Genomic DNA, 12,846 nt, shown 5'->3' with positions numbered 1-12,846 from the left:
AGGTGCGGAGTGGCAGAGCGTCAGGACTTCTCGGCGGATCGGACAGATCGTCCGGATCGATCGCCCTCGGTGCTGCGCGTCGGGGACGTGCTCGCGCTCCCCGCGGTGCAGGAGGGGGCGCCGACCGTCCTCGTCGGGGGCCCGGCACTGGAGGCCGGGGTGCGGTGGGTCCACGCCTCGGACAGCGCCACCGTCGCCCGCCTGCTCGACGGCGGCGAGCTGCTGCTCACGACCGGCGCGGCCTGGCCGACGAGCCCCGCAGCGTTGCGCGTGCTCGTGGCGGAGCTGGCGGCGGTCGGGGTGTCCGGCATCATCGTCGAACTCGGCTCGCGGATGCCCCGCGTCCCGGCCGCGGTCGTCGAGGCCTGTGCCGCCTCCGGCCTCGCTCTGATCGCGCTCGGGGTGGAGGTCAAGTTCGTCGCGGTGACCGAGGCCGTGCACCGGGCGCTGATCGAGGCCCAGACGGCAGCGCTCCGCGAGCGTCAGCGACTGCACGACCTCTTCACCGCCCTCAGCCTCCGTGGCGCACCGGCCGACCTCATCGTGTCCGAGGTCGCCCGCGCACTCGACGCCCCGGTCCGCCTCGAGAATCCGGCGGGAGAGGTCGTCGCGATCGAAGCGCTCCGCGTCCCGGTCGGCGAGGCCCTCCGACAGACGGAGCGGGGCGGCGATCGGGTGCCCGTGCAGGCGCGCGGAGTGCGCTGGGGCCGGCTCATCGCAGCGGAGGGTCCGCTGCATCCCGCCGGTCGGGCCACCGTCCTGGAGCTGGGGGCGACGGCCCTCGCCTTCGGCTGCCTCGCCGATGGGGAGGGGGCGTGGACCGTGCTCGCCCATCGCCGCCTCGTCGAGGATCTTCTCGGCGCGCGGTTCGCCCGCGAGGAAGACGTCGAGGTCCGGCTCCGGAGACTCGGACTCGACCCGTCGGGCGGAACCGTCTCCGGCCTCGTCTTCCGCACGGACGAGGACGCGGAGAGGCTCGTCGCCCGCGCGCGTACGGCGGGGCTGTCCGCGGTGGGGGCCCGGCGCGGAGCCGACGTGGTCCTGCTCGTGGCCGCCGGAGCCGATGCGCTGACCGATCCGGTCCTCGCGCACCTCTCCGGCGGCGCGCCCGTGACCGTCGGACCGAGCGCCGAAGGCGTCCTCGGGCTCCTGGCCTCGATCCGCGCCGCACTCGACGTCGCCGCACGGCCGTTCGGGGGCGACGTGCCGGTGGTCCGGCGCGTCGCCGACCGGCCGCTCGAACGCCTCGTGTCCGCTCTGCGCGACGACCGGCGGCTCCAGGCGCACAGCGAGCAGATGCTGGAGCCGCTCGTCCGTCACGACCGGGATCGCCGGGGAGACCTGCTCGCGGTCCTCGCCGCCCTCGTCGCGCACCCCGGCAACCGCTCCGCGGCGGCGGCCGCGAGCCATCTCTCGCGCTCGGTGTTCTATCAGCGCCTCGCGCTCATCGGCGACCTGCTCGGCGCGGATCTGGACGACGGGGAGACCCTCGCCGCCCTGCACCTCGCCCTCCTCGCCCGCCGTCGCGAGGAGACGCGGCCGCGCTGAGGCCGACCGTCAGCGCGTGCCCCAGGCGAACTGCTGCTTCTGGAGCTTCGCGTAGATGAAGGTCTCCGTCGACACCACCCCCGGGATCGGGCGGATGCGGTCGTTGACGAGCGCCAGCAGGTGGTCGTCGTCCTCACACACCGCCTCGACGAGCACGTCGAACGATCCGACCGTGATCACGACGTAGTCGACCTCGTCGATGTCGGCGATCGCCTCGGCCACGCCTCGGGCGTCCCCGGCGACCTTGACGCCCACCATCGCCTGCCGGTGGAAGCCGAGCTGCATCGGGTCGGTCACCGCGACGATCTGCATCACCCCGGACTCGGTGAGCCGCTGCACCCGCTGCCGGACGGCGGCCTCGCTCAGGCCGACGATCCGGCCGATCTCGGAGTACGAGCGCCGCCCGTCCTCCTGCAGCATCTCGACGATGGTCTTGGAGATCGCGTCGAGGGTATGGTCCTTCTTCGACGGTGCCATGGTGTGATCTTGGCACCGCGGACGGTCGTGGACAACGGGGTGTGCGTGCGCCCGCTCAGGCCTCGATCGGGCCCAGCCAGGCGCTCGCCGCGGTGGCGTGCGCCGACTCCGGGTCGGAGGGGTGGAATGCGCCGGCGAGGACGTCGCGGTACAGCCGGGAGAGCTCATTGGCGCTGAAGTACGAGCCGCCGCCGGCCACCAGCATGGCCTCGTCGACGACGTGCTTGGCCATCGTCACCGCGCGATGCTTGACGCCCGAGAGCGCGGGGAACCAGCCGGCCCCGCGGTCCGTGCGCTCGTCGACATCGCGGGCGAGGGCGGCGATCTGCGGAGGGAGTGCGTCGTAGGCGAGGGCCATGTCGGCGATCCGCCAGCGGATGTCCGGATCCTGGCTGTACGCGGCGCCGCTCTTCTTGGAGCGGCGCCGGTGGGCCGTCGCCACGGCCAGCTCGAGGGCCCGCCGGGCGATGCCGGTGTAGACGGAGGCGAGGAGGATCTCGAAGACCGCGAAGATGCCGAAGACGATCGGGTCGGGGCTCGGGCCGGGGTCGATGCGCCGCACGACGTGTGCCGCGTCCGCGACGGCCCCCTCGAGGCGCGTGGTCCGGCTCTGGGTGCCGCGCATGCCGAGGGTGTCCCAGTCGTCGGCGGTGGTGACCGCGGACGTGCGGTCGACGAAGGCGAACACGAGCTTCGGCGCGTCGGGGCTCGTGGTGTCGAGCCCGTGCAGGCCGAGCTTCGTCCAGACGGGGGCGAGCGAGGTGAAGATCTTGGTGCCGGTGAAGGCGTAGCCCCCGGCGCCGTCCGGGACCGCCGCGGTGTCGCTCCCGAACAGCACGAGGTCGTTGCCGCCCTCGCTGATGCCGAACGCGAAGACCTCGCCGGCCACGGCGCCGTCCTGCACGAACTCGAGACCGGGGACCCCGCGGTCCGAGAAGACCTTGGCGACGCCGGTCCAGACGAGGTGCATGTTGATCGCCAGGGCGGTCGCGGGCGCGGCGCCCGCGAGCCGCTGCTGGAGGAGGGCGGCCTGCTCGAGGCCGAGCCCCGCGCCGCCGTGCTCCCGCGGCACGAGGATCGACAGGTAGCCGGCCGCGCGGAGCTCATCGAGGTCGGCCTGGGGGAAGGTGTTCTCCCTGTCGTGGATGGGGGCGCGCTCGCGGATGCGGTCGAGCAGGTCGTCGGGGAGATACGCCGACGGGTCGAAGTCGGTCATGCCAGAGCCTCCAGGAGCTGTCGGATCGATTCCTCCGGGCGGTCGCGATGCACCGAGTGGCCGGCGCCGGCCACGACCGACAGGGAGATGCGGGGGTTGCTCGCGAGCACCTCGTCGGCGAGGGCTCCGGTGAAGATGCTGGAGATCGCGGGATCGCCCCCGATCACGTGCGTGGGCACCGTCAGACGGGCTGCGTGCGCCCGGACGTCCCACGGCCGGTTCTGTGCGCTGGTCTGCTCGACCGCCCACGTGCTCGCCCGCCGGACAGCGTCGACCTTGAGCTCCTGATCCTGCGGGTGCCAGTGCGGATGCTCCTGTCGCACCGCGTCGAGGCGGTTGTCGGCGAAGGCGCGTTCCTGGCTGCGGCGGACGTCGGCCGCGTCCTGCTGGACGACGTGGATCGCGGGATCGATGAGGACGAGGCGTCGTGTCCAGTCCGCGTCGTCCGCGGCGGCCACCGTACCGGCGGCGCCGCCGAGCGAGTGCCCGATGACGGCATCCCAGGCGCCCGCACCGGGAGGGCGCGTCGCCGCGAGGTCCGCGGCATACGCGGCGACGGAGTAGTCGAGCGCCCGCGGGGCGTCGCCGTGGCCGCGCAGGTCCACCGCCGTCGCGTGCCAGCCGGCCGCCGCGAGGGCGTCGCCGAGCCGCCACATGAGCGCGCCGGACGATCCCAGACCGTGCACGAGGAGTGCGTGTCGCGGTGCAGCGGCATCGCCCCAGCTCAGGCGGGGGAGGGTGACGGGAGCGGGCATGGCACCAGCCTACGACCGCGCCGGGACACGGCGGGCGGCGTCAGCGCGCGGGCTCCAGGGGTGGCAGGTCGGCCGCGATGCGGAGCACCCGCGCGGCGGCCTCGTGTCCGGCGGCCAGGCGGGTCTCGAGGTCGGCGCCGTCGAGCGTCGCCGCGAGGAACCCGGAGGCGAAGGCGTCTCCGGCGCCGACGGGCTCGACGACGTCGACGGTCGGTGCGGGCACGAACACCGGGTCCGCGTCGCCGAGGAAGGCCGTGGCACCGACGTCGCCGTCCTTGACGACGAGCAGTCCGCAGTGCGGGAGGTGGGCGCGGATCTCCGGTGCTGTGGCAGTGCCCCAGATGCGCTCGGCCTCGTCGCGGCCGACGAAGGCGATGTCGGCGGCGTCGGCCAGACGAGCCAGGGTGGCGGCCGCCTCCTCCGGGCTCCATAGCGCCCGGCGGTCGTTGACATCGAACGAGACGACGGCTCCCGCGGTGCGCGCGTCGGCGAAGAGCTGGTCGACCATCGCCAGGCACGTCGCGGACAGCGCCGGGGTGATGCCCGTGGTGTGCACGATGCGCACGCCGGCCAGCTGCTCGGGGGACAGGAACCCCGGCGCCATGCGCGAGGCGGCCGAGCCGCGGCGGTAGTAGTAGACGGCCGACGACTCCACGCCGGGATCCTTGAACATCACGCCGGTCTGCGCTTCGGCGTCGAGCTCGGTCCACAGCTCGACGCGGCGGTGCTCCAGTTCGCGGGAGAGGCGGCGGCCGAGGGGATCGTCGCCGAGGCGGGAGGCCCAGGCGGCGCGGTGGCCCGCGGCCGCCACTCCGACCGCCACGTTCGCCTCCGCACCCGCGTGCGTGATCGACGCCGTGTCGGCGGACGCGAGGTCGGCGCCGGTGGGCGTGATCAGTGCCATCGACTCGCCGACGCAGACGATCGCGGGGGAGGAAGACGGGACGGAGGGGCTCATGAGGGGGTGACCGCCAGGGGCTCGGTGTCGGGATGGGGGCTCGCGTCGCGGTGACGCAGATCGGGGAAGGAGCGCACGAAAACGATCGAGACGAGCAGTCCGACGCCCGCGAAGATGGTGGCGGCCAGGTAGGCGCCGCGCCAGTCGCCGACGTCGACGAGGAAGCCCGCGACCGCCGATCCGGCCGCGGCGCCGATGAGCTGGCCGGTGCCCGCCCAGCCGAAGGCCTCGGCGGTCTCGCTGAACTTCACGCTGGCCGTGGTGATGGCGAACAGCACCGCGAGGGCGGGGGCGATGCCGATGCCGGCGAGGATGAGCGTGCCGCCCAGCCAGTAGACGTTGAGCATCACCATCGTGAGGGCCAGGCCCACGGTGACGATGAGCAGGCGGCGCGCCATGGCCCACGGTCCGATCGGGATGTGGCCGAAGGCAAGGCCGCCGGCCAGGCTGCCGGCGGAGAAGACGGCGAGGACGAGGCCCGCCGCGAGGCTGCCGTGTTCGAACGTCGCGACCACGCCGACCTCGACCGCCGAGCAGGCGCCGATGAGGAGGAAGCCGATGACCGTGGCGAGGAGCACGGGCGGCTTGAGGACGACCTTGCCCAGCGCATTGCGGCTGCGGGGGATGCGCACGCGGCCGACCTCGGGGGAGAGGATGAACCACGCGCCGCCGGCGACGAGGACGATAGCCACCAGGAGCAGACCCTCCATGGTGCCGACCTGGGTGGAGACGAGGGTGATGACCACCGGCGCCAGCACCCAGATGATCTCCTGCAGGGAGGCGTCGAGGGAGAACAGGGGGGTGAGCTGACCGGCGTTGACCAGCTTCGGGTAGATGGTGCGGACGGCCGCCTGCACGGGCGGCGTCGACAGGCCGGCGATCATGCCGAGAGCCATGTAGCCGGGGACGGAGAGCGGCAGCAGCCCGAGGCCGAGCACGGCGATCACGCAGACGGACAGCGTGAGGGTCAGCACCCGCCGCATGCCCCACGCGCCCATCCACCGGCTGGTGATGGGGCCGGCGACCGCCTGGCCGACGCTGGTCGCGGCGAGCACGAGGCCCGCCGATCCGTACGATCCGGTCTGCTGCTCGACATGCAGCAGGATCGCCAAGGACATCATCCCGTTGGGGAAGCGCGCGGTGAGCTGGGCGGCGATCATGCGGCCCACTCCCGGCGTGCGAAGAAGATCCCGATAGCCCGCCACCAGACAACGGTACCGGGCCGCGGGGACGTCGGGGAGACGGGCCGGTGGCCGCGGCACCGCGACACGCCGTGGACACGCCGGCGGACGAATTCCACAGGCCTGGGGATGTCCGAAGCCCCTCGTAAGGTGCCACCTGTGGATGGATCCCTCACAGGCTCCTCCCAGCCGCGATTTCCCGCGGCTCGACGACCTCGGGAGAGGGGGTCCGCCTGTGGAAGAAACGGTGGAGAACCTGTGTTGTATCTGTAGAGAGCGGTGGAAAAACTACACGGATGTAACTACTACCCCTTGTGGTCGCACCGAATGTCCGTCCCTATATGTAGTATTGAGATCCCGGCGGAGGTCTGCCGGAGAAACCAGAGATTTGAGGGGTTCAGATGTCGATCACGGTGTACACCAAGCCTTCCTGCGTCCAGTGCAACGCGACCTACCGTGCCCTGGATGCCAAGGGCATCGAGTACGAGATCCACGACCTGTCGGAGGACCCGACGGCCCTGGAGCAGGTCAAGGCGCTCGGCTACATGCAGGCGCCGGTCGTCGTCACCGACGAGGACCACTGGTCGGGCTTCCGTCCCGACAAGATCGACGAGCTCGCGTCCCGCCTGGCGTAGTCCGACAGGCTCGCCACCCGGCCCTTCGACAGGCTCAGGAACCCAAGGAGAGAGCTATGAGCGCCGTCGCGACCGCAGCGCCGCTCCTGGTCTACTTCTCGAGCGTGTCGGGTAACACCGCGCGCTTCATCGAGAAGCTCGGGCTTCCCGCCCGACGCATCCCCCTCCACCGGAACGAAGAGGACCTCGTCGTCGACGAGCCCTTCGTGCTGGTCACCCCCACCTATGGCGGGGGTGCCGGGCGCGGGGTCGAGAAGGGGGCCGTGCCCAAGCAGGTGATCCGGTTCCTCAACGACGAGCGCAACCGGCGTCATATCCGCGGGGTCATCTCCGCGGGCAACACAAACTTCGGCGACGCGTTCTGCCTCGCCGGCGACATCATCAGCCGCAAGTGTCACGTGCCTCACTTGTATCGGCTCGAGATCTTCGGCACACAGGACGACGTGGATCGCGTGAGCGACGGATTGGAACGACGGTGGAATCTTCAGTGACCGAGACAGTGGCATTCAAGGTGAACCCCGCGTACGAGGGCCTGGACTACCACGCGCTCAACGCGATGCTGAACCTGTACGACGCGAACGGGAAGATCCAGTTCGACGCCGACAAGCGCGCCGCGCGGGAGTACTTCCTGCAGCACGTGAACCAGAACACCGTGTTCTTCCACTCGCTCAAGGAGCGCCTGGACTACCTCGTGGAGAAGGAGTACTACGAGGGCGCCGTCATCGAGAAGTACTCGTTCGACTTCGTGCAGAAGCTCAACGACCTCGCCTACTCGAAGAAGTTCCGCTTCGAGACGTTCCTCGGCGCGTTCAAGTACTACACGAGCTACACGCTGAAGACGTTCGACGGCAAGCGCTACCTCGAGCGCTTCGAGGACCGCGTCGTGATGACCGCGCTCGCCCTCGCGGACGGCGACGAGAAGCTCGCCGTGAACCTCGTCGAGGAGATCATCTCCGGTCGCTTCCAGCCGGCCACCCCGACCTTCCTCAACGCGGGCAAGGCCCAGCGCGGCGAGCTCGTCAGCTGCTTCCTGCTGCGCATCGAGGACAACATGGAGTCGATCGCCCGCGGCATCAACTCCGCGCTGCAGCTCTCCAAGCGCGGCGGCGGCGTGGCCCTGCTGCTGTCGAACATCCGCGAGTCGGGTGCCCCGATCAAGCAGATCGAGAACCAGTCCTCGGGCATCATCCCGGTCATGAAGCTCCTCGAAGACAGCTTCAGCTACGCCAACCAGCTCGGCGCGCGTCAGGGCGCGGGTGCGGTGTACCTCAACGCCCACCACCCCGACATCATGCGCTTCCTCGACACCAAGCGCGAGAACGCCGACGAGAAGATCCGCATCAAGACGCTGTCGCTCGGTGTCGTGGTGCCGGACATCACGTTCGAGCTCGCCAAGAACGACGAGGACATGTACCTGTTCTCGCCGTACGACGTGGAGAAGGTCTACGGCGTCCCGTTCGGCGACATCTCGGTCACCGAGAAGTACCGCGAGATGGTCGACGACCCGCGCATCAAGAAGACCAAGATCAACGCGCGCGAGTTCTTCCAGACCGTCGCCGAGATCCAGTTCGAGTCCGGCTACCCGTACGTCATGTTCGAGGACACGGTCAACAAGGCCAACCCCATCAAGGGGCGCATCAACATGTCCAACCTCTGCAGCGAGATCCTGCAGGTGAACACCCCGACCACCTACAACGACGACCTGTCGTACAAGGAGATCGGCAAGGACATCTCCTGCAACCTCGGCTCGATGAACATCGCGCTGTCGATGGACGCCGACGACCTCGGCCAGACGGTCGAGACCGCGATCCGCGCGCTCACCGCGGTCAGCGACCAGAGCCACATCGGCTCGGTCCGCTCGATCGAGGACGGCAACGACCGGTCGCACGCGATCGGCCTCGGCCAGATGAACCTGCACGGCTACCTCGCCCGCGAGCACGTGTTCTACGGCTCGGAGGAGGGCGTCGACTTCACGAACATCTACTTCTACACCGTGCTGTTCCACGCGCTGCGCGCTTCGAACCAGCTCGCGATCGAGCGCGGCACGACGTTCGACGGGTTCGCCGACTCCACCTACGCGTCCGGCGAGTTCTTCGACAAGTACATCGACCGCGCCTGGGTCCCGGAGACCGAGAAGGTCAAGGAGCTCTTCGCGGGCAAGCACATCCCGACGCAGGAGGACTGGGTCCAGCTCAAGGCGTCGATCCAGGAGCACGGCATCTACAACCAGAACCTGCAGGCCGTGCCGCCGACCGGCTCGATCTCCTACATCAACAACTCGACCTCCTCGATCCACCCGATCGCCTCGAAGATCGAGATCCGCAAGGAAGGCAAGCTCGGTCGCGTCTACTACCCGGCGGCGTTCATGACGAACGACAACCTGGAGTACTACCAGGACGCGTACGAGATCGGCTACGAGAAGGTCATCGACACGTACGCCGCGGCCACGCAGCACGTCGACCAGGGTCTGTCGCTGACGCTGTTCTTCAAGGACACCGCCACCACGCGTGACATCAACAAGGCCCAGATCTACGCATGGCGCAAGGGCATCAAGACGATCTACTACATCCGTCTGCGTCAGCTGGCGCTCGAGGGCACCGACATGACCGAGTGCGTCTCGTGCATGCTCTGACACTTCGACAGGCTCAGTGACCCAGGAACTAGGACAAGAATGACTCCTCACTCCCCGCTCAAGCTGGTCTCCAGCGTGCAGGCGATCAACTGGAACCGCATCCAGGACGACAAGGACCTCGAGGTCTGGAACCGTCTGGTGAACAACTTCTGGCTGCCGGAGAAGGTGCCGCTGTCGAACGACGTGCAGTCGTGGAACACGCTCACCCCCGACGAGCAGCTGCTCACCATGCGGGTGTTCACCGGGCTCACGCTCCTGGACACGATCCAGGGCACCGTCGGCGCGGTGTCGCTGATCCCCGACGCGATCACGCCTCACGAGGAGGCCGTCTACACGAACATCGCGTTCATGGAGTCGGTGCACGCGAAGAGCTACTCCTCGATCTTCTCGACGCTCGCGTCGACGAAGGAGATCGACGAGGCGTTCCGCTGGTCCACGGAGAATGCGAACCTTCAGAAGAAGGCGCAGATCATCATGGACTACTACCAGGGAGACGACCCGCTCAAGCGCAAGGTCGCCTCGACGCTGCTGGAGTCGTTCCTGTTCTACTCGGGCTTCTACCTGCCGATCTACTGGTCGTCGAAGGCGAAGCTGACGAACACGGCCGACCTCATCCGCCTCATCATCCGCGACGAGGCCGTGCACGGGTACTACATCGGCTACAAGTTCCAGCGCGGACTCGAGACGGCCGACCAGGCGCGCAAGGACGAGCTCAAGGACTACACGTTCTCGCTGCTCTACGAGCTCTACGACAACGAGGTGCAGTACACGCAGGACCTCTACGACGGCGTCGGGCTGACCGAGGACGTCAAGAAGTTCCTGCACTACAACGCCAACAAGGCCCTGATGAACCTGGGCTACGAGGCGATGTTCCCCTCCAGCGTCACGAACGTGAACCCGGCGATCCTGTCGGCGCTCTCCCCGAACGCGGACGAGAACCACGACTTCTTCAGTGGGTCGGGCTCGTCCTACGTCATCGGCAAGGCCGAGGCCACGGAAGACGACGACTGGGACTTCTGAGTCCTGTGCGGGGGGACGCAAGCAGAGCAATGCGTCCGACTCCGGCCGACCCGCTCCTCGGGCTGGCCGGAGTCGCCGTCGGGTGGCCCATCGTGAGTCTGACGATCGCGGTCCGGTCGTCCGCTGTCAGCGCTCAGGCTGAACGGTCGGCCTACGGCACGTACTCGCCCGATGTGTAGTCGGCGACGAGCTTCAAGGTGCCCGCTGACGGCCGCGCCGAGACCCACACGGTGCGTGGATCCCACAGGTTCCCAGGCACCGACAGTTGCGGCGTCGCCCCTATCTCCGCGGCGAGCTGTTCCGGGGTCATACCGTCGGGCGGGCGAACCGTGAACGTCACCGCGCAGCCACCGCTTCCGCAGCCTTCGCTCTGGCCGACCACCTGAGCGCCGGGAGGGAGGGGCACGGCTGACAGGGGAGGAGTGTCGCCCTCGTCGGCCATCATGAACAGCCAGCCCAGCCGTGCGAGGTAGAACACGATGAGGAGAGCTGCGGCGACGATCAGGCCGACCCGGATCCTGCGGCGCCGGGTCGCACCCTTCTCCTGGGGGCTGTGGTCGGCTATCGGAGCGGGTTCCATGGCGTGAGCATACCCATCGCCCCCGGAAGATCCATCCGCCGCAGACCGAGCAAGACATAGGCCGGCCTCCTTCGCAGGAGAGAGATGACGACCGTCATCGCGGTCGCGCTCGCCGCGATTCGCAAGACTATTCTGTGGCGCTGTGCTGCGCAGTAGCGTGGCGGATGTGAACACGGTTCTGGATGTCAGCGGGGAGATGTTCGACGTACGCGAATCAGGACCTTCAGATGGGGTGCACGCCTACCATTTCACGTGGACCAACGGGCCCGAAGACGGTACGTACGGTTTCTCGCTCGGGGGTAGCAACCTCACAGCCGAGCAGCTGGAACGAGCGGCCCGGAGTTTTGTTCAGTCGTTTTTTGCGCCGGACGGCCTCGGTGCTTCCGACTTCCCCTCCTTCATGGAAGGTCGAAGATCATCGCAATGACACGGGTCGCGGGCCTCTTCCCTCCGGCGGCTATCGGGTAGACCTCAGCGTGCGCTCAGCACGAAGGCCAGAACCGCTCCCAGAACGGTGCCCGCGAGCATCGCGGCGGCGGTCCAGCCGACGATTCGACCTCGGGCGACCTCGCGTTTCGTCGCGTACACGCCCGCGCCGAGGCCACTCGCCGCCGCTGCCGCCATCGTCACGCCGGCGACGAGCGCCTGGACCCCGTAGTCCGGTGTCGGCGGGGCAGGATCGACGAGCGGTGTCGCGAAACGGTAGGTCATGACGAGGCCGAGGGCGATGAGCGAGACGGCGGTCATCGCTGCGATCAACCACCACGCTGTCGATGTACGCATCAGTCACCCGCGCCCGCGCGTCGATTCCGGTCGCGGCGTCGCTCGCATCAGCCGCCGTCCCCGAGTACCGGGACGCCCCAGATCCGTGCCGCATCGGAGATGAGGCGATCCATGCCGTCCGGTGACTCTCGGCGAAGCGGCGCGTCGTCCCTGGTCACCGGCACCGGGATCGCGACCTGTCCCGCTTCCTGCGAGACCACGATCACCAGGGTCGGATAGAGGAAGGCGCCCTCCTGGATGCCGCCCCTCGTCACGCCCTGGATCCGGTCCCGAGGAACGCTGTAGGCCGTGAGGAGACGCGCTCCGCCGCGGATCAGCCGAAAGCCCGAGGGGTCGATGACCCCGGTGGGGCTCGCCGTGAGCAGGCCCCGCGGTGCGGCGCCGAGTCCGAGAAGGGGGATCGTGCGCGAGAGGTACGCGGCCACGCCGTTGAGGGCGTAGGAGCCGAAGATCCGTGCCTGCGGCTCACGCTCCCGCAGCGCTCGCCGCTGGGCGCGCTGCAGTCGTCGGATGCGTCCGAGCACGATCCAGATGATCAGGCCGGCGAGTGCCACGCCAGCGCCGAACACGAGCGAGGTCGCGACGGGCGGCTCGCCGTCCAACAGGGGGCGCACGAGCGCTCCCCAGACGAAGAACGCCGCCACTGCGGCAGCTATCGCGAGCATCAGCCTGTTGGCGGGCGGGTTCCGGCGCACGAGATCAGCCGCCCCACAGGAACGCGGCGGCGGGAAGGAGCGCCAGGACGCCGAGCACGGCTCCGACGACGGGCCACGCATGCCCTCCGCCGTCGGCGCGGGCGAAGACGAGCCCGATCACGCCGAGGAGGAGGGCGATGCCGCCGAAGAGGACCGCGAGCGGCAGCGTGAGGAACACCAGCCATCCGTAGTTCGGGTCCGCCGTCCCCGCCAGGACGAAGACGATCGCGGTCGGCAGGATCCCGACGACCGCCACAGCGGCGGAGGCGACTCCGCATCCGAAGGCGCGGCGACGGGGCAACGGCGGGATCTGAGTCACCCCGCGATCCTAGCGATTACGCGACTCGGCGAGGGCGAGCCCCGGCC

At 69.3% G+C, this 12,846-nt stretch carries 14 protein-coding genes; 5 read left to right on the top strand and 9 right to left on the bottom strand.

Features of this window, described 5'->3' with window-relative positions; genetic code table 11:
- Window positions 1–9 precede the first annotated feature (9 nt).
- On the top strand, window positions 10–1,548 hold the full coding sequence (locus BLU02_RS07555; RefSeq protein ID WP_231919657.1) for a PucR family transcriptional regulator: 1,539 nt from the start codon (window positions 10–12) through the stop codon (window positions 1,546–1,548).
- 9 nt (window positions 1,549–1,557) lie between these two features.
- On the opposite strand, the gene BLU02_RS07550 is transcribed toward BLU02_RS07555, so the two are convergent.
- From BLU02_RS07550 to BLU02_RS07530, 5 genes are read right to left on the bottom strand one after another with little or no spacing between them, the layout of a single operon-like run.
- The gene (locus tag BLU02_RS07550; protein ID WP_025102615.1) at window positions 1,558–2,025 is read right to left on the bottom strand and encodes an Lrp/AsnC family transcriptional regulator; all 468 of its coding nucleotides are present in this window, start codon (window positions 2,023–2,025) and stop codon (window positions 1,558–1,560) included.
- A gap of 55 nt (window positions 2,026–2,080) precedes the next feature.
- Window positions 2,081–3,241 (bottom strand): acyl-CoA dehydrogenase family protein, encoded by a 1,161-nt coding sequence (locus BLU02_RS07545; protein WP_060922944.1) that lies wholly within the window; start codon window positions 3,239–3,241, stop codon window positions 2,081–2,083.
- The gene (locus BLU02_RS07540) at window positions 3,238–3,996 is read right to left on the bottom strand and encodes an alpha/beta fold hydrolase (protein ID WP_083370921.1); all 759 of its coding nucleotides are present in this window, start codon (window positions 3,994–3,996) and stop codon (window positions 3,238–3,240) included. The genes BLU02_RS07545 and BLU02_RS07540 overlap by 4 nt, the downstream gene beginning before the upstream one ends.
- A 40-nt stretch (window positions 3,997–4,036) precedes the next feature.
- Window positions 4,037–4,954 (bottom strand): sugar kinase, encoded by a 918-nt coding sequence (locus BLU02_RS07535; protein ID WP_083370920.1) that lies wholly within the window; start codon window positions 4,952–4,954, stop codon window positions 4,037–4,039.
- Entirely contained in the window at window positions 4,951–6,159 is a 1,209-nt protein-coding gene (locus BLU02_RS07530; protein ID WP_174521434.1) for an MFS transporter, read from the bottom strand. Before BLU02_RS07530 ends, BLU02_RS07535 begins: the two co-directional genes overlap by 4 nt.
- A gap of 377 nt (window positions 6,160–6,536) precedes the next feature.
- Between BLU02_RS07530 and nrdH the strand changes: the two genes are divergently transcribed.
- The 4 genes from nrdH to nrdF are packed head-to-tail and all read left to right on the top strand — an operon-like array spanning window position 6,537 to window position 10,422.
- On the top strand, window positions 6,537–6,770 hold the full coding sequence (gene nrdH, locus BLU02_RS07525; protein ID WP_017202656.1) for a glutaredoxin-like protein NrdH: 234 nt from the start codon (window positions 6,537–6,539) through the stop codon (window positions 6,768–6,770).
- Between the two features lie 56 nt (window positions 6,771–6,826).
- Window positions 6,827–7,261 (top strand): class Ib ribonucleoside-diphosphate reductase assembly flavoprotein NrdI, encoded by a 435-nt coding sequence (gene nrdI, locus BLU02_RS07520; RefSeq protein WP_060922465.1) that lies wholly within the window; start codon window positions 6,827–6,829, stop codon window positions 7,259–7,261.
- Entirely contained in the window at window positions 7,258–9,402 is a 2,145-nt protein-coding gene (gene nrdE, locus BLU02_RS07515; RefSeq protein WP_060922464.1) for a class 1b ribonucleoside-diphosphate reductase subunit alpha, read from the top strand. The genes nrdI and nrdE overlap by 4 nt, the downstream gene beginning before the upstream one ends.
- 39 nt (window positions 9,403–9,441) lie before the next feature.
- On the top strand, window positions 9,442–10,422 hold the full coding sequence (gene nrdF, locus BLU02_RS07510; RefSeq protein ID WP_060922463.1) for a class 1b ribonucleoside-diphosphate reductase subunit beta: 981 nt from the start codon (window positions 9,442–9,444) through the stop codon (window positions 10,420–10,422).
- A gap of 151 nt (window positions 10,423–10,573) precedes the next feature.
- On the opposite strand, the gene BLU02_RS07505 is transcribed toward nrdF, so the two are convergent.
- From BLU02_RS07505 to BLU02_RS07490, 4 genes are all read right to left on the bottom strand, one after another.
- The gene (locus tag BLU02_RS07505; RefSeq protein WP_060922462.1) at window positions 10,574–11,002 is read right to left on the bottom strand and encodes a hypothetical protein; all 429 of its coding nucleotides are present in this window, start codon (window positions 11,000–11,002) and stop codon (window positions 10,574–10,576) included.
- Window positions 11,003–11,473: 471 nt separating this feature from the next.
- A complete protein-coding gene (locus BLU02_RS07500; protein ID WP_060922461.1) occupies window positions 11,474–11,749 on the bottom strand; it encodes a hypothetical protein in 276 nt (91 codons plus the stop codon).
- Between the two features lie 83 nt (window positions 11,750–11,832).
- Window positions 11,833–12,450, bottom strand: a complete 618-nt coding sequence (locus BLU02_RS07495) for a hypothetical protein (RefSeq protein WP_144882180.1) — start codon at window positions 12,448–12,450, stop codon at window positions 11,833–11,835.
- Between the two features lie 34 nt (window positions 12,451–12,484).
- Window positions 12,485–12,799: a hypothetical protein gene (locus tag BLU02_RS07490; RefSeq protein WP_157547030.1), complete on the bottom strand. Its 315-nt coding sequence runs from the start codon at window positions 12,797–12,799 to the stop codon at window positions 12,485–12,487.
- Window positions 12,800–12,846 lie beyond the last annotated feature (47 nt).

The organism is Microbacterium paraoxydans (assembly GCF_900105335.1).
In the GTDB taxonomy this organism is placed as follows: domain Bacteria; phylum Actinomycetota; class Actinomycetes; order Actinomycetales; family Microbacteriaceae; genus Microbacterium; species Microbacterium paraoxydans.
Note: the sequence above shows the minus strand (reverse complement) of the source record. Positions and strands in the feature narration are given on the sequence as shown.

Coding starts and splice junctions, on each gene's coding strand:
- BLU02_RS07550 (WP_025102615.1), bottom strand. CDS start 2,025: ATGGCACCGTCGAAGAAGGACCATACCCTCGACGCGATCTCCAAGACC.
- BLU02_RS07545 (WP_060922944.1), bottom strand. CDS start 3,241: ATGACCGACTTCGACCCGTCGGCGTATCTCCCCGACGACCTGCTCGAC.
- BLU02_RS07540 (WP_083370921.1), bottom strand. CDS start 3,996: ATGCCCGCTCCCGTCACCCTCCCCCGCCTGAGCTGGGGCGATGCCGCT.
- BLU02_RS07535 (WP_083370920.1), bottom strand. CDS start 4,954: ATGAGCCCCTCCGTCCCGTCTTCCTCCCCCGCGATCGTCTGCGTCGGC.
- nrdH (WP_017202656.1), top strand. CDS start 6,537: ATGTCGATCACGGTGTACACCAAGCCTTCCTGCGTCCAGTGCAACGCG.
- nrdI (WP_060922465.1), top strand. CDS start 6,827: ATGAGCGCCGTCGCGACCGCAGCGCCGCTCCTGGTCTACTTCTCGAGC.
- nrdF (WP_060922463.1), top strand. CDS start 9,442: ATGACTCCTCACTCCCCGCTCAAGCTGGTCTCCAGCGTGCAGGCGATC.
- BLU02_RS07505 (WP_060922462.1), bottom strand. CDS start 11,002: ATGGAACCCGCTCCGATAGCCGACCACAGCCCCCAGGAGAAGGGTGCG.
- BLU02_RS07500 (WP_060922461.1), bottom strand. CDS start 11,749: ATGACCGCCGTCTCGCTCATCGCCCTCGGCCTCGTCATGACCTACCGT.
- BLU02_RS07495 (WP_144882180.1), bottom strand. CDS start 12,450: ATGCTCGCGATAGCTGCCGCAGTGGCGGCGTTCTTCGTCTGGGGAGCG.